The organism is Blautia sp. SC05B48, from assembly GCF_005848555.1.
Lineage (GTDB): Bacteria > Bacillota > Clostridia > Lachnospirales > Lachnospiraceae > Blautia_A.
Genome location: NZ_CP040518.1, coordinates 1057274 through 1080813, shown reverse-complemented (window position 1 = coordinate 1080813; position 23540 = coordinate 1057274). Strand labels below are relative to the sequence as shown.

Sequence of the window (23540 nt, the reverse complement as noted above, 5' to 3'; positions counted from 1 at the left end):
TGCCTGTGCCTGTGCACAGAGAAAGGGGAAAAATGAGCAGATACAGTACAAAACTCCTTGGGTTCGGAGACAATGTTGTGGATATCTATGATCACCTAAAAACCATGTATCCAGGCGGCAACTGTGTAAATGTCAGTGTCTACGGTAAAATGGCCGGATGTGAAAAAACAGCGTATATGGGATATTTCGGAGATGACGACAGAGCAGATCTGATCATGGATACACTGGAAAGAATCGGCGTGGAAACTGTGAAATGTAAACAGCTTCACGGTGAAAACGGTTATTCCAGGATCACATTAAAAGACGGAGACCGTGAGTTCCTGGATTTTAATGATGGTGGTATCCGTGGAAAAACACCGTATATCCTTGATCGTTTTGATCTGGAATATATGAAAGGCTTCGATGTGGTACACAGTGGAAATTACTCTTTTACAGAGAGTGAGCTCCACAAGATCAAAGAAGCCGGAATCCCGGTCTCCTTCGATTTTTCCGATGATTCCACAGAAGAATATTATGAAAAAACGGCACCGTATGTTACATATGCTTTTTGCTCTTTTGATGGAACCGATGAGGAGGCAGAAGAACATCTGAAAAAGCTCACCTCCATGGGACCGGAACTTGCCATGGCTTCCAGAGGTGCGAAAGGCTGTATTCTCTATGATGGGGAGAAATTTTTTGCCCAGGAAGCAGCTCCGCTTGAGAAAGTGAAGGATACTCTCGGTGCAGGAGATTCCCTGATCGCGTCTTTCCTTACTGGCTTTATTGGAAGAACTAAAGCTGGTATGGATAAGGAAACCGCGATCTGTGAAAGTCTTGAAGAGGCAGCAGCTTTTGCAGCAGGCATCTGTGGTATGGAAGGTGCTTTTGGCTACGGAAAAAAATATGAATAGCAGGAGGGGAAAATAATGGGACGCAATGGAAAAAGCAGAGCTCTTATCTGTTTTGTACTGTGCATGATCATGGCTCTGCCGGTGTATTTCAGCAGTGCAGTGGCAGTAAAAGCGGCAGAACAGCAGACCATCATCATAGGAACGAATGCAGAGTATTCACCGTTTGAATACCTGGACGATGATGGAAATATTACAGGTTTTGATTACGATCTTCTGGAGGCGATAGCCAAGGAAGAAAATGTAAAGCTGGTATGGAAGGATATGCCTTTCGATTCCCTGATGGGTTCCATGGAGGCCGGAGATGTGCAGGTGATCGCTGCCGGAATCGGACCTACTGAGGATCGTAAAAAAAGCGTTGATTTTTCCGATGTTTACTACACCGGTACACAGTGCATCATCAGCCGTAAGGATAATCCGATCAAGGATTTTGAGGAGATGTCCGGAAAAACAGTTGCAGTTCTGGAGGGTGCACAGAGTGATATGATCGCATCCGGCGAGACTACTGATTACGGTGAAGTTAAGGATGCCAAAGTAAAAAGATTTAAAAACGCTTCCAGTGCAGTCATGGAGCTGAAAAACGGTGGAGCAGATGCAGTTCTGATCGACAATATCATGGCTGAGATCTACTGTAAACAGAATTCAGATCTGCAGTATGAGTCTGTGCCAAGCACAGCAGAGGACACGGTTTTCTGTATTGAAAAAGGAAACACAGAGCTTGTCCAGATCATCAATGACGGGCTTGCAAAAGTTAAAAAATCAGGAAAATATGATGATCTTTATCAGAAGTATTTTGTGGACACACTTGAAAACAGTGAGGATGTGACAGATGTAGCAGCAACAGATGGTTTTCTGGGACTTTTAAGCTTTATTTTCCTTCAGGATAACCGCTGGAAGTTTTATATTAACGGTCTTGGAATTACACTGATCGTTTCTCTTTTGTCTGTGATCGTAGGTATCCTGATCGGTCTTGTGGTGGCGCTGGTACGTCTCGGAGCTGCGAAAAAAGGCAGAAGAACCATTCTTTCTACGATAGCAGATATTTATGTTGATGTGATCCGCGGAACACCGTCAGTTCTTCAGCTGATGATCATTTATTTTGCTGTGTTCCACAGCAGACTTGGATATGTGGCAGCAGTGGTCAGCTTCGGTATCAACAGCGGTGCGTATGTTTCTGAGGTTATCCGCGGAGGTATTTTGGCTGTAGACAAAGGTCAGAGTGAGGCAGGACGTTCTCTGGGACTTGGGTACAAAGATACCATGCGTTTTATTATCATTCCGCAGGCTGTAAAAACTATCCTTCCGGCAATGGGTAATGAGTTTATCCAGCTGATCAAGGAGACTTCTATTTTGGGCTATGTGGGTATCATGGATCTGACAAAGGCGGCAAGCTATGTTTCTTCCCGTACTTATCAGATGTTCATACCGCTGATCGTTGCAGGTATCATGTACTATCTGATCGTGAAGTGCCTGAGCCTTCTGCTGAAGAGATTTGAAAGGAGACTGAGAGAAAGTGATTGATGTTAAAAATCTGAAAAAATCCTTCGGGGATGTACACGTATTAAAGGGAATCACAACTCATGTAAACAAGGGTGAGTGTATCTGCATCATCGGTCCGTCCGGCTCCGGAAAATCTACTTTTCTGCGCTGCCTGAATCTTCTGGAAAAACCGGAGGAAGGCGAGATCACTGTAAACGGACAGCAGCTCCTGGATCCGAAGCTGAATGTAGATAAATTCAGGGAAAATGTGGGAATGGTTTTTCAGCATTTTAATCTGTTCCCCAATATGACAGTATTAAAAAATATCACTCTTGCGCCGGTACGTCTTGGCAAATGGAATGCGACAGAGGCTGACCAGAAGGCAAGAGATCTTTTGAAAAGAGTCGGGCTTGAAGAAAAAGCCGATGTTTATCCCGGAAAGCTTTCTGGCGGACAGAAGCAGAGGGTCGCTATCGCCAGAGCACTGGCTATGAATCCCCAGGTGCTTCTGTTCGACGAACCAACGTCAGCTCTTGATCCTGAGATGGTCGGAGAGGTTCTTGAGGTTATGAAAGAGCTTGCAAAAGAAGGCATGACCATGCTGGTGGTTACCCACGAGATGGGATTTGCAAGGGAGGTCAGCGACAGAGTGCTCTTTATGGATGATGGGGTGATTCTTGAGGATAGAAATCCGAAAGAACTTTTTAGTAATCCTCGGGAGGAAAGGACGAAGGAGTTTCTTTCCAAAGTATTGTAGGTTTTTTATGAAAAAAGTTCTGCTTTGAAAAAGCGGGGAAATTCGTGGGGAGGGGAGGCACTCGGAGTTGCGAAGCCCGTTTCCCCTCCCCACACCCCACCCCTCCGGGCACGCCGTTGTGCTACGCCTTGGAGCGTGTTAATTTATCGGCTTAGTCCTGTATGCTGCTGTATCGGTGGTGTCAGGCTGAGCCGATTTTTTTGTTCCGCCGGACGGGAAAGCGGCCCGCTCAGCGGGCCTGTTCCCTGGGATATGGCAAATAGGAGGAGTTTGGTGTTACGTTTCCACACATCCATCGGCACAGCTGTACATGGCCAATACAGCAGCATACAGGCATTTGCCAATACATTGTAACATACCACAACGCAGAACAGCGACGTGCCCGGAAAGGGGGAGCGCGAGGGGGAAAAGCGGGCTTCGTAACTCCGAGCGCCTTTCCCCCTCGCAAACCTGCCCACTGCTCAAGTGTCCCCCTGAAAGGGAAACGCCCACTGCTCAAGTGTCCCCCTGAAAGGGAAACGCCCACTGCCCAAGTGTCCCCTAAAAAGAAAAACGCCCTCCGCGCAGGAGCGTACGTCAGACGCCCGACAGTGTACAATATCTGGTACAATTTTCTCATTAATTTTGTCAATAGTACATTCCCTTGTATATTATAAAGAACATACATCCAATCTGTTGACTTTGAAATCTGAATCTGTTATCTTATGGTCGTCATGAGAAATGTTATATATTACTAACTGCGCGGACAGTGAACGAAATATTGAGACAACAGGAAAGGATGTGTAACAAATTGGCAAAAGTTGATTTTGAACAGTGGAATGGTTTTAAGGGTGACCGTTGGAAAGAGAAGATCGATGTTCGTAATTTCATCAGCATGAACTATACACCATACGACGGAGATGCTTCCTTCCTGGAAGAGCCAACAGAGGCAACAGACAAACTCTGGGGCAAACTTCAGGAGCTTCAGAAAGAAGAGCGTGCTAAAGGCGGCGTTCTTGATATGGAGACAGAGGTAGTAACAGGAATTACAGCATACGGTCCTGGATATATCGATGCGGAGCTCAAAGATCTGGAGCAGGTTGTAGGTCTTCAGACAGACAAACCTCTGAAACGTGCTTTCATGCCATACGGCGGAATCAAAATGGCAGAGCAGGCATGCGAGACTTACGGATATCACGTAAGCGACAAGATCAAAGATGTTTTTAACAACTATGAGTTCAAAACACACAATCAGGGTGTATTCGATATCTACACACCGGAGATGAAGAGAGCACGTCACAACAAGATCCTTACAGGACTTCCGGATACTTACGGACGTGGACGTATCGTAGGTGATTACAGACGAGTTGCTCTTTACGGAATTGATTACCTGATTGCAGGCAAAGAGAAAGACTTCGCAGCATGCGACCGTCAGGGTATGAGACGTTATGACTTCCAGCTTCGTGAGGAGATCGCTGATCAGATCCGTGCTCTGAAGAAGATGAAAGAAATGGCTCAGATCTATGGCTTTGATATTTCCCAGCCAGCTAAGAATGCAAAGGAAGCATTCCAGTGGCTGTACTTCGGATATCTTGCAGCAATCAAGACTCAGAACGGAGCTGCAATGAGTGTCGGACGTATCTCCACATTCCTTGATATCTATATTGAGAGAGACCTTGAGAACGGAACTCTTACAGAGAAAGAGGCACAGGAGCTTGTTGACCATATCGTAATGAAATTCCGTATGGTTAAATTCGCTCGTATCCCGTCTTACAACCAGCTCTTCTCCGGTGACCCGGTATGGGCAACTCTGGAAGTAGCAGGTATGGGACAGGATGGACGTTCTATGGTAACAAAGAACGATTATCGTTTCCTTCATACACTTGAGGATATGGGACCGGCTCCAGAGCCGAACCTTACAGTTCTCTACTCTTCAAGACTGCCTGAGAACTTCAAGAAATATGCGGCAGACATCTCTGTTACAACAAGTTCCATCCAGTATGAGAACGATGATGTTATGCGTCCGGTATGGGGCGATGACTACAGCATCTGCTGCTGTGTATCTGCTACAGAGACCGGTAAAGAGATGCAGTTCTTCGGTGCTCGTGCTAACCTTGCAAAATGCCTTCTTTACGCGATCAACGGTGGTGTTGATGAGAAGACAAAGCAGCAGGTAGGACCGCAGTACCAGCCGATCACTTCCGAGTACCTTGACTATGACGAAGTAATCGCAAAATATGATCAGATGATGGACTGGCTTGCACATCTGTATGTTGGAACACTGAACATGATCCACTACATGCATGATAAATACTACTATGAGGCAGCTGAGATGGCACTTATCGATACAAAGGTTGACCGTTCCTTTGCAACAGGTATCGCCGGATTCTCACACGTAGTAGATTCCCTTTCCGCTATCAAATATGCAAAAGTAAAAGCGATCCGTGACGAGGACGGAATCACAACAGACTTCCAGGTTGAGGGTGACTTCCCACGTTATGGTAACGATGATGACAGAGCAGACGAGATCGCAACAACTCTGCTTTCCACATTCCTTGAGAAGCTGAAACACATCCATACCTATCGTGATTCAAAGCCAACCACATCCATCCTTACCATCACATCCAACGTTGTTTATGGTAAAGCTACAGGATCTCTTCCGGACGGAAGAAAAGCCGGCGAGCCTCTGGCACCGGGAGCAAACCCGTCTTACGGCGCAGAGCAGAACGGACTTCTTGCTTCCCTGAACTCTGTTGCAAAGCTTGACTATGAGGATGCCCTTGACGGAATCTCCAATACTCAGACTATCAACCCGGATGCCCTTGGTCATTCTGAGGAAGAGCGTACAGAGAACCTTGTAAATGTACTTGACGGATACTTTGACCGTGGTGCACATCACCTCAATGTAAACGTATTCGGTAAAGAGAAACTTATCGATGCTATGGAGCATCCGGAAAAAGAGGAGTATGCAAACTTCACGATCCGTGTTTCCGGATACGCTGTTAAGTTCATCGACCTTACAAGAGAGCAGCAGCTTGACGTTATCGCAAGAACCTGCCACGAAAGGATGTAATAAAAAATATGGACGACCAGAAAAAAGTCACTGGCTACGTCCACTCACTGGAGAGCTTCGGCTCTGTTGACGGACCAGGAGTCCGGTATGTGATCTTTTTGAGCGGCTGCGCCATGCGCTGTCAGTTCTGCCACAATCCGGACACCTGGCAAATGAAAACAGGAACGGAGTACACAGCAGATGAGCTGCTTGAAAAAGCCTGTCGATACCGCTCTTACTGGGGAAGTAAGGGCGGTATTACTGTGAGTGGAGGCGAGCCACTGTTACAGATCGATTTTCTCACTGAACTGTTCAGAAAAGCAAAAAAACTTGGGATCCACACAACACTTGATACCAGCGGCAACCCTTACACAGAAGAGGGGGCGTGGTATGAAAAATGGGAAGAGCTGATGAAATACACAGATCTTGTCATGCTGGATATCAAGCACATTGATGAGGAACAGCATAAGATCCTCACAGGATGTACCAATAAAAATATCCTTGCCATGGCCCGGAAGCTTTCCGATATGGGCGTATCCATGTGGATCCGTCACGTACTGGTTCCGGAACGCAATGACCGGGATGACTATCTCCACCGACTGGCTGACTTTATTGCAACACTGAAGACAGTTGAGAGAGTGGAGGTTCTTCCATATCACACACTCGGAACCTTTAAATGGGAAAATCTGCATATTGATTATCCGCTGAAAGGAATCAATCCGCCAACGAAAGAACGGATCGAAAATGCGGAAAAAATCCTGGGAGCAGGTACACAGTAATAAAAAACCATATCTTATGTCGAAAAACAGACATAGATATGGTTTTTTTGATGTTCATACCAGTTCTTTATTTTTGATCAGCATTTCTTTGATGATATCCTGTGTATAGGAACCTAAGCGGCGCTGAGTATCCCGGTCAAGCTCTGAAGGAATAATAGGCTTGCCATATTCGATCACTACGTGTGTAGGTGTCATCTTCGGGAAATTGGCCTCCCAGATGTTGGCAGAGTTGCTGATCGCAATAGGAATGATCGGACTTTTGGCTCTGGTCGCGATCTTGAAGCTGCCGTCATGGAAAGGCAGCATTTCTGTTTCATCAGCATTCTTATTTCTGGTTCCTTCCGGGAAGATACATACGGAAATGCCGGATTTTACATAGTCTGCGGCCTGAAGGATCGTTTTCAGACCCTGCTTGATATCCTCTCTGTCGAGAAAGAGACAGTAGAGATTGCGCATCCAGTTGGAGAGCAGCGGATAATGCTCCATTTCCTTCTTGGCAACATAGCCGGTGCGGATCGGACAGCGGCTGTAGGTGAGCAGGATGTCGAAATAGCTCCGGTGGTTTGCTACATAGAGAACAGCCTGATCCTTTGGAACGTTTTCTTCGCCGATGACGGTGACTTTGGCGCCTGTGATCCACAGGATGAATTTGAATATGGCCTGTACCATGCGCAGAGAGCTGATATCCTTAGTCATGGGAGAAAATTTCCCGATGATCCATTCTACAAGGAGAACCGGAATGGTCAGCACCAGATAGGCGATCACCACGATACAGACAAGTATGAATCGAATCATGTCTTTTGTCCTTTCTGTTATAGATACTTGCGGAGTGTTCCGCAGCAAGATGGTATTTTTATATTATACGAAGAAAATCCGATAGTTGCAATAAATCTTTCCCTGCTCACATAGAATAAATACTGAATAATGCAGGTGGCTTATATTATGAAAAAAGCAGTATTTCTGCGGATCGTGCTGACAGCTGCCGTGCTGGCGCTGCTGCTTTCCGGGTGTCGCTTTGTCCGGGTGGAGGAAGAAGAACGAAAACCGGTAGATTACACCATTGTGGAACGCCGGGATATCCCGGAGGAGCTTTCCAGGCTTATGGAAGAAAAAAAGGAAAAGGAATTTCAGCTGAGTTATGAAACCGGAGATGATCTTTACCTGGCCAAAGGGTACGGACGGCAGATGAGTGGCGGATACAGCATCCAGGTAGAGGAGCTTGGAGAATCCTCGAATGGGATATTTTTTGTTACAAAACTTCTTGGACCGAAGGATCTTAAGGAGGCAGGAGTTCCGTCTTATCCCTGCATTGTGATAAAAACCCGGAAACAGGAAAAGCCGGTAACGTTCCGGGAAAGCAGCAGTCCGGTGAACAAAGAGTCGGAGAAAGGGGAATAGACTGTGGAATTAAAAAAAGAAAGCATGCAGATATTAAAGGAAAAAAGCAGGGCAAAAAGTCAGATCACTTTTGATGAGGATTTTAATGTACCGGATGCAAAACCGGATGCAGGAAGACTGATCCAGAATAAGGGCAGGATCATTATGGATGATGTCCGTCTTACTGACGGGAAAGGTATTCTTACGGGAAATCTGCAGGTGGATATCCTTTATGTGGGGGAAGAAAGCGGGATCGTCAGCAGTCTAACTGTAAAACTTCCATTTGAGGAAACCTTGAACCTGAAGAACATCATAAACGGGGATAAAATGTGTCTGAAGTGGGAAATTGAAGATCTTACGATCCGCCTGATCCATTCCAGAAAGCTCAATATCAAAGCTTTGGTTACTTTTTGTGCGACTGTGGATGAAACGGAACAGATCCGCCTGCCGGTGGCGCTGGATGCAGAAGAGGTATCCGTCAGAAAAAAAACAGTCCGTTTTCTGGGACTTACCGTACATAAAAAAGATACACTCCGGATCAAGGATGAGTATACCATTGCCTCCAACCGTCCGGATATCGCCAGCCTGATCTGGTATACTATGGATGTACGGGGACTGGATCTGAAGCCGGAGGAAAATGTGGTAAAGGCAAGGGGAGAGCTGTCCGTTTTTGTGCTGTACGGAGCTGAAGATACAGAAGCCCCGGTGCAATGGCTGGAATATTCGCTGCCTTTTTCCGGGGAAGTGGAATGTCCGGACTGCACGGAGGAACTGATTCCGCTGATCGAAGCTTCGGTGATGCATCAGAGTCTGGAGGCCAAACCGGATGTCGATGGGGAAGAACGGATCCTTGTTTCGGATGTGGTGCTGGAGCTGGATATGAAATTTTTCAGGGAAGAGGAATATGATCTCATTACCGATGTGTATACACCGATCCGTGAATGCGTTCCGGAAGGGAAGAATGAGGTACTGGAACGGCTTCTGGTACGTAATTTTTCCAGATGCAGGATCAGTGACAGGATCCAGGTAAAGGAGACTCAGGGAAAAGTCCTCCAGCTGTGTCACAGTCAGGGAAAAGTGAAGATCGATAAGACCAGGATCGTAGAGAATGGTGTGCAGGCAGATGGCGTGGTCATGCTGAAGATCCTGTACATTATTGGAAATGATGATATGCCGTTTTATTCCATGGAGGCAATGATACCGTTTTCCCATATGGTTGAGGCAAGAGGGATCCGACAGGACAGCTGTTATCAGTTAAAAGCAAAGCTGGAGCAGCTTTCCGCAGCCATGGCAGATGGAAATGAGATCGAGATCCGGGCAACTGTAGGACTGGAGCTTCTGGCAGTTGCCAGAGAACCGGTATTTATTATTGAGAAAGTAGAGGAAAAACCACTGGATATGAAAAAACTCCAGGCCATGCCGGGAATCCTGGTTTATATGGTAAAACCGGGAGATGAATTGTGGGATATCGCAAGGAAATATCACACATCTGTACAGGAGATCCGGACGATCAATGCTCTCAAGGAAAATCAGGAACCATCTCCGGGAACTCCGCTTCTTGTTGTGAAAAAAGTGGAAGGTCAGATCAAATAAAAAGTGGAATATTTTGCTGTTGAAAAGAATGTAAAAATCATATAAAATACATGTATAAATACTGTATACAAAGTACAAATGGAGGGGCTTATGCGTTTAAAAGCAATGGCAAAGATCAATCTCGGACTTGATGTTCTGGGAAAGAGAGAGGACGGTTATCATGAGGTACGCATGATCATGCAGACCATCCGTATGTATGATATCCTGGATATCAGAAAGACCAGACGGCCGGGGATCGTACTGACGACCAATCTTCCGTTTATCCCCACAGATCAGAGAAATCTTGTATATAAAGCAGCACAGATGCTGATGGAGGAGTTCGATGTTGAAGAGGGACTTTCCATCAAGCTTCGTAAATTTATCCCGGTGGCAGCAGGCATGGCAGGAGGCAGCTCCGATGCAGCGGCTGCATTTGTGGGTGTGAACCGGATGTTCCATTTAGGGCTTACAGAAGAACAGCTGATGGAACGAGCAGTAAAGGTCGGAGCAGATGTTCCGTATTGTATCATGCGGGGAACAGCTCTTGCGGAGGGAATCGGAGAGAAGCTGACCAGACTTCCGGAAGTTCCGAAATGCTATGTTCTGATAGGAAAACCGGGGATCAATGTTTCCACAAAAACAGCCTATGAGAATCTGAATCTGGAAGGGATCGGCAAACATCCGGACATCGATGGACTCATCGGAGCTATCAGAAATAATGATCTGTATGCCATGGCATCCAGAATGGAGAATGTATTTGAACCGGGGATCATCCGACAGTATCCGGTGATCGGCAATATCAAGAACCTTATGGAAGAAAAAGGTGCGCTGAAAGCCGTGATGAGCGGGAGCGGTCCTACTGTGTTTGGAATCTTTGATAACAGGGATAAGATGGCCGCGGCAGCCAGAAGCCTCAGAAAGAGTGGGCTTGCAAAGACTGTATTTGCCACGGATATTTACAATAGAGATGGAGGAGTTACAAATGACAAGTGATTTTTCTGTGGATATGAATGAATATCTGCCGCTTCGGGATGTTGTTTTTAATACCTTGCGGCAGGCGATCCTGAAGGGAGAGCTGAAGCCGGGCGAAAGACTTCTGGAGATCGCCCTTGCAGAGCGTCTTGGTGTGAGCAGAACACCGGTGCGTGAGGCTATGCGTAAGCTGGAGCAGGAAGGTCTTGTAGTGATGATCCCACGCAGAGGTGCACAGGTAGCCAGCATCACAGAGAAGGATCTGAACGATGTTCTGGAGGTGCGTATCGCCCTCGAAAATGTTGCCATAGAAAAAGCGTGCAAGCTGATCACAGAGGAGGAGCTGGGAAGGCTCTGGGTGGCAGCCAAGGAATTTGAAAAAACAAAAGCAGAGGGAAATCTGGTCCGTCTGGCGGAAACTGATGTGGCTTTCCACGAGATCATATACCAGGCTTCTGATAATAAGCGTCTGAACCAGGTCCTGAATAATCTCCGTGAGCAGATGTATCGCTATCGTGTAGAGTATCTGAAGGAGGAGCAGACAAGAAATCTTCTGGTCAGTGAGCATGAAGAGCTGGTAAAAGCCATCCGTGAAGGAGATGTGCAAAAGGCGCAGGATATTTCTTTCCATCATCTGGAAAATCAGCGAAAAGCGATCATCCGTACTATCCGCGCGGAGAATGAAGCCAAAGAAGCCGAAAAAAAAGAATAAGAACCGGATATGCGGGAATATTAAGAGAGATGTCATTGTGGCATCTCTTTTTTTTAACCGAATCAGGTAAGTTTCCTGTTTCAATTGCGAAAAGCAATAAGCAGTGGGGGAACTTGCTATAAAGGATGGTGGCTTTATGGAAACAAGGAAGATATCGATATCGCTTCATGAAAATGAATCGTATATCCGGAAACAGTGTGAAAACTGCGATGATATCCTGATCAGGCCCATGCGCCTTGGTGAGGGACATAAGGCGGACTGTCTGATGGTCTATATTGAGGTGGCGGTTTCCAACATGATGCTGGATGATTCTGCTATCGGAAAAATGATCAATCATTTCTGGGAGATCCCGGAGGAAAAGATCCGGGAATTTATCCGCCGGAACAGCCTTGGAATTGCAGATGTGAAGGAGCTGTCTTCCATGGAGGAGGTATTTGGTGCCATTCTTTCGGGAAATGCAGTTTTCTTTCTGGATGGATACGACAAAGCAATGAAAATTTCCAGTAAAGGATATCCGGGGCTGCCTGTATCAGAGGTGAAAACGGAAAAGGTCCTCAGAGGCTCCAAGGAGGGGTTCTGTGACAGTGTAAAAATCAATGCGGCCCTTGTGAGAAAGCGGATCCGGGATACCAGGCTGAAGGTGGAGCAGAGCAGCATCGGTGTACGCTCCAATACGGTGGTACAGCTTCTTTATGTGGAGGATCTGGTCCATGAGGAGCTTCTGACTGCTGTGAAAGAGCGTCTGGAATCTTTTGCAGTGGACGGGATCCTGGACAGCGGGATGCTGGAACAGTTGACAGAAGAAGCCTGGTATTCTCCCTTTCCTCAGTTTCAGACAACGGAGCGGCCGGATCGGGCTGCCCAGGAGCTGCTGAATGGAAAAGCAGTTCTGCTCTGCGACAATTCGCCGGTGGCACTGGTGGTTCCCGGAGCATTCAACAGTTTTATGGAAAGCAGTGAAGACTGGTACAATCGTTTTGAGATGGCATCCTTCCTGCGGGTTCTCCGGTATCTAGCCATGGCTGTGGCAACGCTGCTCCCCGGACTTTATCTGGCTGTAATACGGTTTCATACACAGATCCTTCCGGCGAATCTGATCCTTTCCTTTGCACAGGCAAGAGAGGGTGTTCCATTTTCCAGTGTAGTGGAGCTGGTGTTCCTGGAACTGTCATTTGAGTTGATACGGGAGGCTGGTGTGCGGATCCCGGGAGCTCTTGGAAATGCCATTGGGATCGTGGGAGGACTGATCATCGGACAGGCAGCAGTGGAGGCCAATCTTGTCAGCCCGGTGGTAGTGATCATCGTGGCACTGACAGCACTGGGATCACTGGCTATACCTAATGAGGAATTTGCTTCTGCATTCCGGCTTCTGAAGTACGCTTTTCTGTTTCTGGGAGGGTTTCTGGGTATCTTCGGAATCGTGTTGGGACTGTATCTTACCGTGGCGCATCTGTCAGGACTCTTAAGCTTCGGTGTCCCATATCTGGTACCTTTTGTAGAGAAGAACAGTGAGACGGAAACAGGTGGAAGGATTTTGCGACAGCCCTTCCGGAAGCGGAAATTCCGGCCGCTGTATGCCAGAAATGCCCAGAAACGCAGGCTTCGGACAAGGCCATGGAGCCGGAAAGGATAAAGGTTATGAGATTTGCGGAGAATAACAGGATTTCCCACAGGCAGCTTTTTCGGCAGATCATACTGGTGTTTCCGGCGCCGTTTCTGCTGTGCCTGTTTAAGAATGGAGCGATGTTGGGCATCAGTGCCATGGCAGGGACAGCTGCTGCGGCCGTAGTGCTCTCTTTTTATGTGATCTGGTTGATACGTCTGACACCTGCGTATGGGGAGCTTTCCAAAAGGACAGGAGATTTTACTGTACAATTTATCGGACTGTTCTTTTTAATATATGTGATCGCAAGTTCGGCATTTCTTTCGGATCTTCTGGGGGAGGTGATCCCGGAAAGTCTGATCAGCGGGATTTCCGGAAAATGGCTGTCTCTTCTTGCAGTTGCAGTCTGCAGTCTGGGAACGCATCGCGGAATGCAGAGAAGAGGGCGGATCGCTGAGGTGTCCGGAAGGGTTTTTCTGGCAGGGATTCTTCTTCTGATGCTTTTATGTGCAGGGCAGGGAAAAACAGAGTACTTTATGGAAGTGATGAAAGATCCGGAAACAGGATTTACAGGAGAGCGATGGCTCCGTGATCTGTATACACTTTTGTGTGCTTTTTCAGGAGCAGGACTTCTTCCCTTCGGGTTGGAGTATGCAAAAAAACAGGGAAGTGCCAGAAAACCTGTGATCCTGGCTTTTCTTACAGTTTGCGGGATCATTTTTGGAATGCAGCTCCTTCTTCCGGCGGTCTTTGGAGGTGCACGCCTTAAAAACGAGATCTGTCCGGTACTGCCTCTTCTGGAAGGTGCGGATCTTCCGGGAAACGTACTGGCGAGATTTGATGTGATATGGATGGGATTTCTGGTATTCGGACTTTTGTTTTCTCTGGGAAGTTTGTTTCATTACGGAAATCAGATCGCAGAAAAAACCGGATTCGGGACCGGTCGGTACTGGATCCCGGCAGCAGGCTGGCTGTTTTCCCTGTATGAGAGAAACGGGATGGGGATCCGGGAGTATTATGGCTGGTATCTGGGGTACATCTTTGTGCCGTTTCTGCTTGTGATACAGCTTTTTCTCAGTACGGAAAACCGGGGAAGACGGAAGAAAAAAATAACTGTGGCAGGACTTGTCCTGGTCATCACTTTGACGGGATCAGGCTGTGCGGCAGTAGAACCGGAAAAAAGAGCTTATCCGCTGGCACTGGGGGCCGGTGTTTCAGAGAATGGCTTTGTGCTGAAATATGCAATGCCGGATATGAGTACAGCTACCGGACAGGAAAAACCGGACGAAGATCCGATTTCTGTGCTGACTCTTTCCGGCCGGGACTTTCAGGAGATCGAGGCAGTCTACAACCGGTCTCAGGAAAAATTTCTGGATCTGGGTCATCTTGAAGTGCTGATCCTGGATGAACAGATCCTGGAAGAGGGAGCCCGGGAAGCACTGATCGGATATCTGAAGCAGGAAGAGCATATCGGAGAGGATGTCTACGTGTTCCGGACGAATATGCTGGGAGATGTTTTTCAATGGAAAGGAGCCCGGAAAAGCTCCATAGGGGAATACCTTCAGGGAATCCAGGAGAACCGCACATCCGGGCAGCAGAAGAAGGGTGTGACTCTGCGGGAGGTATATCATCAGTTTTGTCAGGATGGAACGCTGCCCTGGCTTCCGGAGGTATGGGTGGAAGGTGAGCTTCTGGAAGTGGATTACGGCAGTAATGAATAGATAAGAGCCGGACTGTTAATAATACAGATGATGATCAGTACGATAAATCGTACAGTATATCCCTGGATAAGATCATCAGAAGATTTTTGACAGGAGGGCTTACTCATGGAGCATATAAAAACGAAGAAGCATGTATTAAAAAAAGCAGGAGGGATCCTTCTGCTCATGGCAGTGATCCTTGCAGGGAGTACCTGGGAGAGAAGAACTGCCGGTGATCGGCAGCCACAGTTTTATGCCTGGTGGGGAACGATCTATCCGGAATTCTGTTTTGAAAAAGCAGAGGACAACGGGGAAAATAAGCCGGTGAAGATATCCTTCTGGCTTGCGCAAGCCCTGGATTGGTGATACAATATTTCAACGGACCAATCACGTTCGATTAATTATTTCAGGAGATAAGATCAATGAATATAGACAGAAACGCACCTGTGGGTGTGTTTGATTCCGGTATCGGAGGACTGACAGTAGCCCGGGAGATTATGCGCAATCTCCCATCGGAAAAAATCGTATATTTCGGAGACACAGCCAGAGTTCCCTATGGAAGCAAATCCAGAGAAACGGTGATCCGTTATTCCCGCCAGATTATTCATTTTCTGCAGGAACAGAAGGTGAAGGCCATTGTGGTGGCCTGTAATACAGCCAGTGCGTTTGCTCTGGATGCGGTGAAGGATGAACTGGATATCCCGATCCTTGGAGTGATCGAGGCCGGTGCCAGAGTTGCTGCCCATGAAACCAGAAATAAACGGGTGGGCATTATCGGAACGGTGGGCACGGTAGGAAGCGGTATCCATGCCTCTTATCTGAAGGAACTGGATCCGGAGATCACCGTGATCGGAAAAGCGTGCCCGCTGTTTGTTCCGCTGGTAGAAGAAGGCTGGTATCATGATCCGGTCACCGAGGAGGTTGCCAGAAGATATCTGAAGGAGCTGCAAGAGCAGGAGATCGATACACTGATCCTCGGATGTACGCATTATCCCCTTTTAAGATCTACCATCCGCAAGATCATGGGTGAGGAGGTCTGCCTTGTGAATCCTGCATATGAGACGGCGCTGGAGCTTAAAAAGCTGCTCTCCAGACTGGATCTTGCCAGCAATGAGGTAGCACAGGAGGAATTTCCGTATCGCTTTTATGTAAGTGATCTTGCAGAGAAGTTTAAGGATTTTGCCAATTCCATCCTGCCGTATAACGTAGAAAAAACACAGAAGATCGATATCGAAAAATATTAAACAGATCTGTACATAAATGATAGGAGAAAAGAATGCAGAAAGAAGTTTTGATCCATGTAAGAGGGCTTCAGATGATGGATGCACAGGGGGATCAGGAACCTATAGAGATCATTGTTCCGGGACAGTATTATTTCCGCAATGGTTCTCATTATCTCAGATATGAGGAACTGCTGGATGAAACAGCAGAACCCACCATCAATTACATAAAAGTATCCGGAAAGGGTCTGGAAGTCAGCAAGAAGGGGCTTGTCAATGTACACATGGTATTTGAACAGGGCAAAAAAAACATGACCTATTATACTACCCCTTACGGAACACTTCAGATGGGAATCTCAGCTACGAATCTGGAGCTGACGGAAAGCGAAGAGAACCTTCAGATCAAAGCAGATTATGCGCTGGATATGAATGAAGAACATGTGGCAGACTGCTATCTGGCGATCCAGGTACAGCCAAGAGACTGCAAGGATTTTGTTTTATAGATCCTGCAGAAAATAAAAGATATATAATTACACTACATAAGAAAAGCCGTCATGCATCAGGGGAATTCCTGAAAGCATGGCGGCTGTTTTGGATTCTGATCATTTACGGAATCTTGCGAGGAAGCCTTTTTTCTTCTTCTGTGGTGCTTCGAGAGAACCACGGATTCCTTTTACGCCAACGATGTAAAGACCGCTGACTTCAGCTTTGATCTCTTTTTTGACCGGGATCAGATCAAAAACTTTTTCATCTGCAATAAGGATGCTGATCTTCGGACCGACTTTGGCTTTTACGATCGGAAGCTTGGACCGGCGCATAAGCTTAGGTGTCTGGTCGATGACCATCTGTGGAAGTCCGGAATCTTTCAGTGGCATCCGTTTTTTATCGATGACCAGCATGGAAACTGTCTGCTTGTTAGCCTGGATCTGAGCCTGCTGTTCGTCCTGTTTTTTCTGAGCTTTTTTTCCGAAGAAATAGAGTGCGATCACTGCTGCGATCAGAATAACGAGGATGACCAGAAGAACGATGGTAACTGTACTCATTTGAGAATCCCCCTGTATATATATTTGTTTCGCAATCGGTTACATTACGCAAACAACATTTTAGCATTGTTTCGTCAAAAAGGCAATTAAAAAAGTGAAAAAGACAGGTGGAACGGTGGAAATTTCAGCAGTTACCAGTTATAATGATTACGATGCAGTTCATCTGTGTATGCTGCAGAGATTACAGGACATAACTATCTTTGAGCTAACATATGTAATGGATAAACCAGAGATGGAGGAAATATTATATGAAAGAGAAAACGCCCGGGAGAACCCGACCGGAAATGGGAACTCCTGAGTACGAAGAATGGCGGAAAGAGGTATTGAAACGCCGCAGAAAGCGCCAGCTGAAGGAACGCAGAAAACGTCTGGTTATCATAACAGTGGCAATGATCGTCGCAGTCGGGGCATCAGTAGGGGTCGGTGCGCTAAAGGGCAGAAGTGAGAAGGCTTTAAAAGAGAAGACGGTTTCTTCTGACAAACAGAAAGAACAGACCGTTTCCGGAGAAAAAGCTTCAGAAGCAGGTACTGAAAATACAGAGACCGTTTCCAAAGATACTCTCGCAGAGGCAGAGCTTCTGGCCAGTCAGTATAACTATGACAAAGCTATCGATCTTCTGAAAAAGGCTCCGTCCTATGATTCTGATAAGAAGATGCAGGCGGCTGCAAAAAAATACGAAGACGTAAAAGCAACCTGTACGGCATGGCCCCTTGAAAAGGTGACACATGTTTTTTATCATATTCTGATCAAAGATCCATCCAAAGCGTTTGACGGAGATTACAAAGAAGCAGATTATAATCAGGTCATGACAACCATTGATGAGTTTAACAAGATCACGCAGATCATGTATGACAAGGGCTATGTGATGGTAAGCATCAAGGACATGGCAAAGGCAGATGACAACGGGAACATCACGGAGGGAGAAATCCTTCTTCCGCCCGGGAAAACGCCGTTTGTCCTCTCGCAAGATGATGTATGCTATTATCATTACATGGACGGTGACGGCTATGCCACGAAGCTGATCGTGGATGATAAAGGAAAGATCCGCAATGAATATGTGGAAGATGACGGAAGCGTATCCGTGGGAGATTACGACATGGTTCCGCTGATCGATCGCTTTGTGGAAAAGCATCCGGATTTTTCATATCGCGGTGCAAAAGGAATCCTGGCGCTTACCGGATACAACGGGATCCTGGGATACCGTACCGACGAAAGCTATGAGACCCGTCCGGCAGATCTGGATGAAAATAAAGTACAGTGGCTGGATGCACATCCGGATTTCAGCCTGGAAAAAGAACGGGCAGCCGCAAAAAAGGTTGCCGATGCCATGAAGGCAGAAGGCTGGGAATTTGCAAGCCATACCTGGGGACATCAGAATGTGGGACAGGTCACACTGGAGAAGCTTCAGGCAGATACCGAACGTTTCAAGAAAAATGTAGATCCGCTGATCGGGGGAACGGATGTTATCATTTTTGCTTTTGGAACTGACATTACCAATGACCAGGAGTATTCCGGGGATAAATTCGAATATCTGAAGGGGCAGGGATATAATTATTACTGCAACGTGGATTCCAGCCAGTATTATGTACAGATCAGGGATCGGTACTTCCGTCAGGGAAGACGGAATCTGGATGGATACCGTATGTATTATAACCCGGAACTGTTATCCGATCTTTTTGACGTAAAAGATGTTTTTGATCCGGCAAGACCGACACCGGTACCACCGATGTAACGGTCATATCCGGAGATACGAGGGGACTTTTAGAAAGGGGCATATATATTATCATGAAGAAAAAAATTGCAGGTGTACTGACAACAGTACTTGCGGCGTCACTTCTTGTGGGCGGAAACCATCCGGTCACTGTTCAGGTGGACAATATGATCTCCGGGACACAGGACGATGAGGATACACAGTCTGATGAAGCGGAAGCAGAAGCCGAAGAAGAACAGTCCGAAGAAGCCAAAGTAGCAGCGGATCCGGAGGACCAGCCAGCAGCTACCGAGACACCGAAGGAAGAAAAAAAGGCAGAAAAAGAAACACAGAAAAGGGAAGCTGCCGAGAACAGCTCCGACAGTACTTCCTCAGACGAAAAAACACTTCTAAAAAAAGCCAAAAAACTGGCACAGCAGTATGATTACACCGGCGCGATCTCCGTGCTGAAAAATAACTGGAAATTTGCCACCAGTGACAAGATGCAGGAAGCAGCAGCAGCCTACATGAAAAAAAGAGATGCCTGTGTGGAATATCCACTTGAGAATATCACTCATGTATTTTTTCATTCCCTGATCGTGAATACCTCACTGGCCTTTGACGGAGATTCCGATGAGGCCGGATATAATCAGATGATGACCACAGTCAGCGAATTCAAAAAAATGATCCAGATCATGTATGATAAGGGTTACGTACTGGTGAGTCCTCATGATATGGCTGTGATCAATGATGACGGAACCATGAGCAAAGGAAAGATCATGCTGCCGGAAGGCAAGATCCCTTTTGTTCTTTCAGAGGATGATGTCAGCTACTATCATTATATGGACGGAGACGGATTTGCCACAAAACTGGTGATCGACGACAACGGAGATATCAAATGCGAGTATAAGAAGGCAGACGGTACAGTTGTGACCGGAGATTACGATGTGGTGCCGATCCTGGATTCCTTTATCAAAGAACATCCGGATTTTTCCTATCATGGAAGAAAGGGTATCCTGGCAATGACCGGTTATAATGGCGTTCTGGGTTACCGTACAGATGGGGCATACAAGACTAAGAAGAATCTTCAGGATGACCAGAAGGCGTTTCTCAAGGCCAATCCGGATTTTGACTATGATAAAGAAGTAAAAGCAGCCAAAAAAGTGGCGAAGGCCATGAAAAAGGACGGCTGGGAATTTGCAAGCCATACCTGGGGTCACAGAAACGCCACAAGCTCCACAGCAGCGGAGTTGAAGACCGATAATAAAAAATGGGAAAAATATGTGGCACCCATCCTCGGAAAAACCGATATGATCATTTTTGCTTTTGGTGCGGATATTGGCGACTGGGAAGGATACACCTCGGATAATGAGAAGTATGAGTATTACAAAAGCCGTGGCTACCGCTATTTCTGCAATGTAGATTCCAGTCAGTATTTTGTGCAGATCACAAGTGAATATTTCCGTCAGGGAAGACGGAATCTGGATGGATACAGAATGTATTACAATCCGGATATGCTCAGTGACCTGTTTGATGTATCGGAGGTGTGGGATTCTTCCAGACCGACACCGGTACCGGAAATGTAAGACAGCAAACACATTTTACAAATCTGTATAAAAAAAGATTATAATCGAACCGACAGTACTTGATGAAGGGAGTAGGTTATGAAGAAAAAAGCATATCTCATGGTTCTTGCACTGTGTGCGGCACTGGCGATCACTGCATGTGGCACATCAACAGACCAGAAAGATGACAAAAAACCTGCAGCAGAAGCGCAGGATACAACAGATAAAGAAGATTCCGGATCTGCAGATTCCAAAGAGTCAGAAGAAACGGATTCCAATAAAGACAGTGAAGAGGCAGCCTCCGGAGACACAAGGCTTGTTTCCGTGGATGATGTGAGTAAATATGTGACTATCGGAGAATATAAGGGGCTGACTCTTGATAATACAGTAGAAGCCGTAACCGATGATATGGTTGACGGAAGGATCAAGGAGGAACTGCAGAACAAGGCTGAGGAAGTAACGGAAGGCAGCGTTCAGAACGGAGACGTAGTTACCATCAATTATGTGGGAACCAAGGACGGTGTGGCTTTTGACGGCGGCACCGCAAATAATTATGAGCTGACCATAGGCTCCGGAACGTTTATCGACGGATTTGAGGACGGGATCATCGGAATGAAAAAAGGTGAGACCAAGGATCTCGATCTGACTTTCCCGGAGGAATACTCTTCGGAAGAACTGGCCGGACAGGAAGTGGTATTTAAGGTCACTCTGCAGAGCTTTAAGCGTGCGCCGGAGCTTACAGATACCTGGGTAGCCAAGAACACAGACTGCAAGAGTGTGGATGATTACAAGAAGGAAATCCGTACTACACTGGAGGATGAAGCGAAGACAAGTGCACAGAACACATTGCGTGAAACTGCATGGAACACAGTGCTATCAGCATCTGAAGTGAAGGAATATCCACAGGAGGATCTGGATACGGCAAAGACGGAGTTTCGCAGTCTGTATGAGAATTATGCAAAACAGGGTGCTATGACGCTGGAGGATTTTGTAAAAGCTCAGGGAATCTCCATGGATGATTTTGAGGAGCAGAGCGGTCAGTATGCGGAGTTTAAAGTAAAGCAGAATCTGATCGTACAGGGGATCATGGATGCGGAGAATATGACACTTGAAGATAAAAAATCTCTCAGTATCCAGGATGAACTGATCAAAGCATACAGTGTGAAGGATCTGGCTGCGTTGGTAGATAAATACGGACAGGCAGCAGTGGATGAATCCATCGGACTTCTCAGAGTGGAAGATTTTATCCTGGACAATGCAACGGTTGAGGAGAAGGTTTCTGCCGGTGATACCCAGGGAGTAAACGGAGATGATCCTTCCTCGGACGGAAGCAGTGCGGAAGGTACCGTGGATGAAGAGCTGGAAGCGGCAGAGGCTACAGATATGGTGCCGGAAGACGGCGAGGCGGATCAGAATGCAGCGGGTCAGGAGTGATCTGACAGTATCAGCAGCTAAAAGAGTGTGGTGCCCGGAATATGTTCCGGGTGCCATTTTTTTACAAAAGGACAGGGGAAAATTAAGGTTACCGTTCACTGGTAATATTCCGCGAGGTGTGTTACTGAGAACGGAGTGAACAGTAATAAATTAAGAGATTCTTTCGGGAATTCCCATTGTATTTAAGCATTAAATGCGGTATGATTAAAGACAGACGTTAAATATCAAAGAAAGATATAAGTATATAAATGGGGATGTAAAAAATGGACAAAAGAGTTTTGCGTGAGAGGATGCGCAGAAAACAGCAGCAGTTAAGACGGCGGCGGATGATGAAGCGGATAACCTGTGTAGTTGCGGCGATTCTTCTGTTGGTTTTTGTTGTTCGAGGGGTAATTCTTCCCATCGTCAACCATGCAGGCGGCGGAAACAATAAAGATGCGGAGACAGTAAATGTCCAGGCAAATACCGCCGGAGCTTCCACAGACAGCAGTACGAAGGACGGTACGGCATCGACGGATACGGCTGCTTCGGATACAGACAGCGCGGATTCCGGTACGGATGCAACGGTGATGCCGGTAAAGGGCAGTGCAGCAGGTGAAAGGCTTTCTGTTATGACTCCGGGATGGCATGAGGATTCCACAGGAAAGTGGTATCAGAATCCGGATGGTACATATTATGTAAATGGTTTTGCGGATATTGACGGAACAACATACAGCTTTGATAAAAAGGGATACATGCAGACCGGATGGGTGGAAAAAGGTGTGAAGGATTATTATTTTAATGAGGATGGTTCTTATGATCCTTCCAAGAAGCGTCCGATGATCGCTCTGACCTTTGATGATGGTCCTGGAGAGTATACAGAGACACTTCTTGATACTGTTGAGAAATACAATATCCATGTTACGTTCTTTATGCTGGGACAGAATATGGAGGGCCGTGAATCTACCATACAGCGAATGGTAAAGCTTGGCTGCGAGATCGGTAACCATACTTGGGATCATCCGGAACAGACGCTGCCGAATATGGACCTTGATTCTGTTTTGCAGGAGTTCCAGAAGACCGATGATGCACTGGTAAAAGCCTGTGGGCAGGCATCAACTGTATGTCGTGCACCGTATGGCGCGATCACAGATGAGCAGATAAGTGCAGTTGGCAAGCCTTTCTTCATGTGGTCTACAGATTCTCTGGACTGGAAGCTGATGGATGCGGATGCAGATTATAATCAGATCATGAATGATTCTTCTTTGGGAGATGGTTCCGTCATCCTGATGCATGATATTCATGAACCATCTGTGAAGTGTGCCACAGAGAAACTAATCCCGGCACTGATCGACCAGGGATATAAGCTTGTAACAGTCAGCGAGCTTGCAGAAGCGAAGGATGTTACGTTACAGAGTGCTTCCTATTCTGACTTCTGGGACAGCTCTCTTCAGGCTGGTCGTGTTGCAGGATATGCAGGAAATTCCAGCGATTCAGAGGATTCCTCTGATGAGGGCTCCGATGGAAGCGATTCTTCTGACGGATCTGATGTCAGTGACGGATCTTCCAACGAAGATGACTACTCCGATGGCTCTGACGAAAGTGATTATTCTGATGGATCTTCCGATGATGGAAGCTATGATGACGGTTCCTATGACGATGGAAGCGGAGAATATTAAAAAATAACAGGAGAGACCTGAATGACAAGATGTGCGTCATTCGGGTCTCTTTTTTGACTT

The 23540-nt window shown here is 46.7% G+C and carries 20 protein-coding genes; 18 read left to right on the top strand and 2 right to left on the bottom strand.

Annotated features, from left to right (window positions below; translation table 11 throughout):
* Positions 1-32 precede the first annotated feature (32 nt).
* The 5 genes from EYS05_RS04870 to pflA all read left to right on the top strand — a co-directional run bounded on the left by EYS05_RS04870 (position 33) and on the right by pflA (position 6933).
* Positions 33-890, top strand: a complete 858-nt coding sequence (locus EYS05_RS04870) for a PfkB family carbohydrate kinase (protein WP_138276726.1) — start codon at positions 33-35, stop codon at positions 888-890.
* A 15-nt stretch (positions 891-905) separates the two neighbouring features.
* Positions 906-2408 carry an ABC transporter permease subunit gene (locus EYS05_RS04865; RefSeq protein WP_138276725.1) on the top strand — a complete coding sequence of 501 codons (1503 nt, stop codon included), beginning with the start codon at positions 906-908 and terminating at the stop codon, positions 2406-2408.
* The gene (locus EYS05_RS04860; protein ID WP_138276724.1) at positions 2401-3123 is read left to right on the top strand and encodes an amino acid ABC transporter ATP-binding protein; all 723 of its coding nucleotides are present in this window, start codon (positions 2401-2403) and stop codon (positions 3121-3123) included. Before EYS05_RS04865 ends, EYS05_RS04860 begins: the two co-directional genes overlap by 8 nt.
* A 790-nt stretch (positions 3124-3913) precedes the next feature.
* A complete protein-coding gene (gene pflB / locus EYS05_RS04855) occupies positions 3914-6175 on the top strand; it encodes a formate C-acetyltransferase (RefSeq protein ID WP_243119227.1) in 2262 nt (753 codons plus the stop codon).
* Between the two features lie 8 nt (positions 6176-6183).
* Positions 6184-6933 carry a pyruvate formate-lyase-activating protein gene (pflA, locus tag EYS05_RS04850; protein ID WP_118515835.1) on the top strand — a complete coding sequence of 250 codons (750 nt, stop codon included), beginning with the start codon at positions 6184-6186 and terminating at the stop codon, positions 6931-6933.
* A gap of 54 nt (positions 6934-6987) precedes the next feature.
* Here the strand turns inward: pflA and EYS05_RS04845 are convergent, their stop codons facing one another.
* Positions 6988-7728 carry a lysophospholipid acyltransferase family protein gene (locus tag EYS05_RS04845; RefSeq protein ID WP_022427300.1) on the bottom strand — a complete coding sequence of 247 codons (741 nt, stop codon included), beginning with the start codon at positions 7726-7728 and terminating at the stop codon, positions 6988-6990.
* A 147-nt stretch (positions 7729-7875) separates the two neighbouring features.
* Here EYS05_RS04845 and EYS05_RS04840 point away from each other — a divergent pair, with 147 nt between their 5' ends.
* From EYS05_RS04840 to EYS05_RS04800, 9 genes are all read left to right on the top strand, one after another.
* Positions 7876-8331, top strand: coding sequence for a protease complex subunit PrcB family protein (locus EYS05_RS04840; RefSeq protein WP_118515837.1), 456 nt, complete (start codon positions 7876-7878; stop codon positions 8329-8331).
* A 3-nt stretch (positions 8332-8334) separates the two neighbouring features.
* Positions 8335-9903 carry a DUF3794 and LysM peptidoglycan-binding domain-containing protein gene (locus tag EYS05_RS04835; protein WP_174235831.1) on the top strand — a complete coding sequence of 523 codons (1569 nt, stop codon included), beginning with the start codon at positions 8335-8337 and terminating at the stop codon, positions 9901-9903.
* Between the two features lie 90 nt (positions 9904-9993).
* The gene (gene ispE, locus EYS05_RS04830; RefSeq protein ID WP_015525345.1) at positions 9994-10875 is read left to right on the top strand and encodes a 4-(cytidine 5'-diphospho)-2-C-methyl-D-erythritol kinase; all 882 of its coding nucleotides are present in this window, start codon (positions 9994-9996) and stop codon (positions 10873-10875) included.
* Positions 10865-11566, top strand: a complete 702-nt coding sequence (locus EYS05_RS04825; RefSeq protein WP_118515838.1) for a GntR family transcriptional regulator — start codon at positions 10865-10867, stop codon at positions 11564-11566. Before ispE ends, EYS05_RS04825 begins: the two co-directional genes overlap by 11 nt.
* 136 nt (positions 11567-11702) lie before the next feature.
* Complete coding sequence (locus EYS05_RS04820) at positions 11703-13199, top strand: spore germination protein (protein ID WP_118515839.1); 1497 nt, start codon at positions 11703-11705, stop codon at positions 13197-13199.
* Between the two features lie 5 nt (positions 13200-13204).
* Entirely contained in the window at positions 13205-14890 is a 1686-nt protein-coding gene (locus EYS05_RS04815) for a GerAB/ArcD/ProY family transporter (RefSeq protein ID WP_138276722.1), read from the top strand.
* A gap of 105 nt (positions 14891-14995) precedes the next feature.
* Complete coding sequence (locus EYS05_RS04810) at positions 14996-15235, top strand: hypothetical protein (protein ID WP_118515840.1); 240 nt, start codon at positions 14996-14998, stop codon at positions 15233-15235.
* A 56-nt stretch (positions 15236-15291) separates the two neighbouring features.
* Positions 15292-16113, top strand: a complete 822-nt coding sequence (murI, locus tag EYS05_RS04805; RefSeq protein WP_138276721.1) for a glutamate racemase — start codon at positions 15292-15294, stop codon at positions 16111-16113.
* 32 nt (positions 16114-16145) lie between these two features.
* Positions 16146-16592 carry a DUF1934 domain-containing protein gene (locus EYS05_RS04800; protein WP_021653071.1) on the top strand — a complete coding sequence of 149 codons (447 nt, stop codon included), beginning with the start codon at positions 16146-16148 and terminating at the stop codon, positions 16590-16592.
* 99 nt (positions 16593-16691) lie between these two features.
* Here EYS05_RS04800 and EYS05_RS04795 read toward each other — a convergent pair whose 3' ends face one another.
* Positions 16692-17132 (bottom strand): type IV pilin, encoded by a 441-nt coding sequence (locus EYS05_RS04795; RefSeq protein ID WP_059086292.1) that lies wholly within the window; start codon positions 17130-17132, stop codon positions 16692-16694.
* A gap of 248 nt (positions 17133-17380) precedes the next feature.
* Between EYS05_RS04795 and EYS05_RS04790 the strand changes: the two genes are divergently transcribed.
* From EYS05_RS04790 to EYS05_RS04775, 4 genes are all read left to right on the top strand, one after another.
* A complete protein-coding gene (locus EYS05_RS04790) occupies positions 17381-18865 on the top strand; it encodes a polysaccharide deacetylase family protein (protein ID WP_243119225.1) in 1485 nt (494 codons plus the stop codon).
* A 53-nt stretch (positions 18866-18918) separates the two neighbouring features.
* The gene (locus EYS05_RS04785) at positions 18919-20409 is read left to right on the top strand and encodes a polysaccharide deacetylase family protein (RefSeq protein WP_138276720.1); all 1491 of its coding nucleotides are present in this window, start codon (positions 18919-18921) and stop codon (positions 20407-20409) included.
* Between the two features lie 78 nt (positions 20410-20487).
* Positions 20488-21822 carry a trigger factor gene (gene tig / locus EYS05_RS04780; protein WP_138276719.1) on the top strand — a complete coding sequence of 445 codons (1335 nt, stop codon included), beginning with the start codon at positions 20488-20490 and terminating at the stop codon, positions 21820-21822.
* A gap of 263 nt (positions 21823-22085) precedes the next feature.
* The gene (locus EYS05_RS04775) at positions 22086-23480 is read left to right on the top strand and encodes a polysaccharide deacetylase family protein (RefSeq protein ID WP_118515843.1); all 1395 of its coding nucleotides are present in this window, start codon (positions 22086-22088) and stop codon (positions 23478-23480) included.
* The last annotated feature ends 60 nt before the right edge of the window (positions 23481-23540 follow it).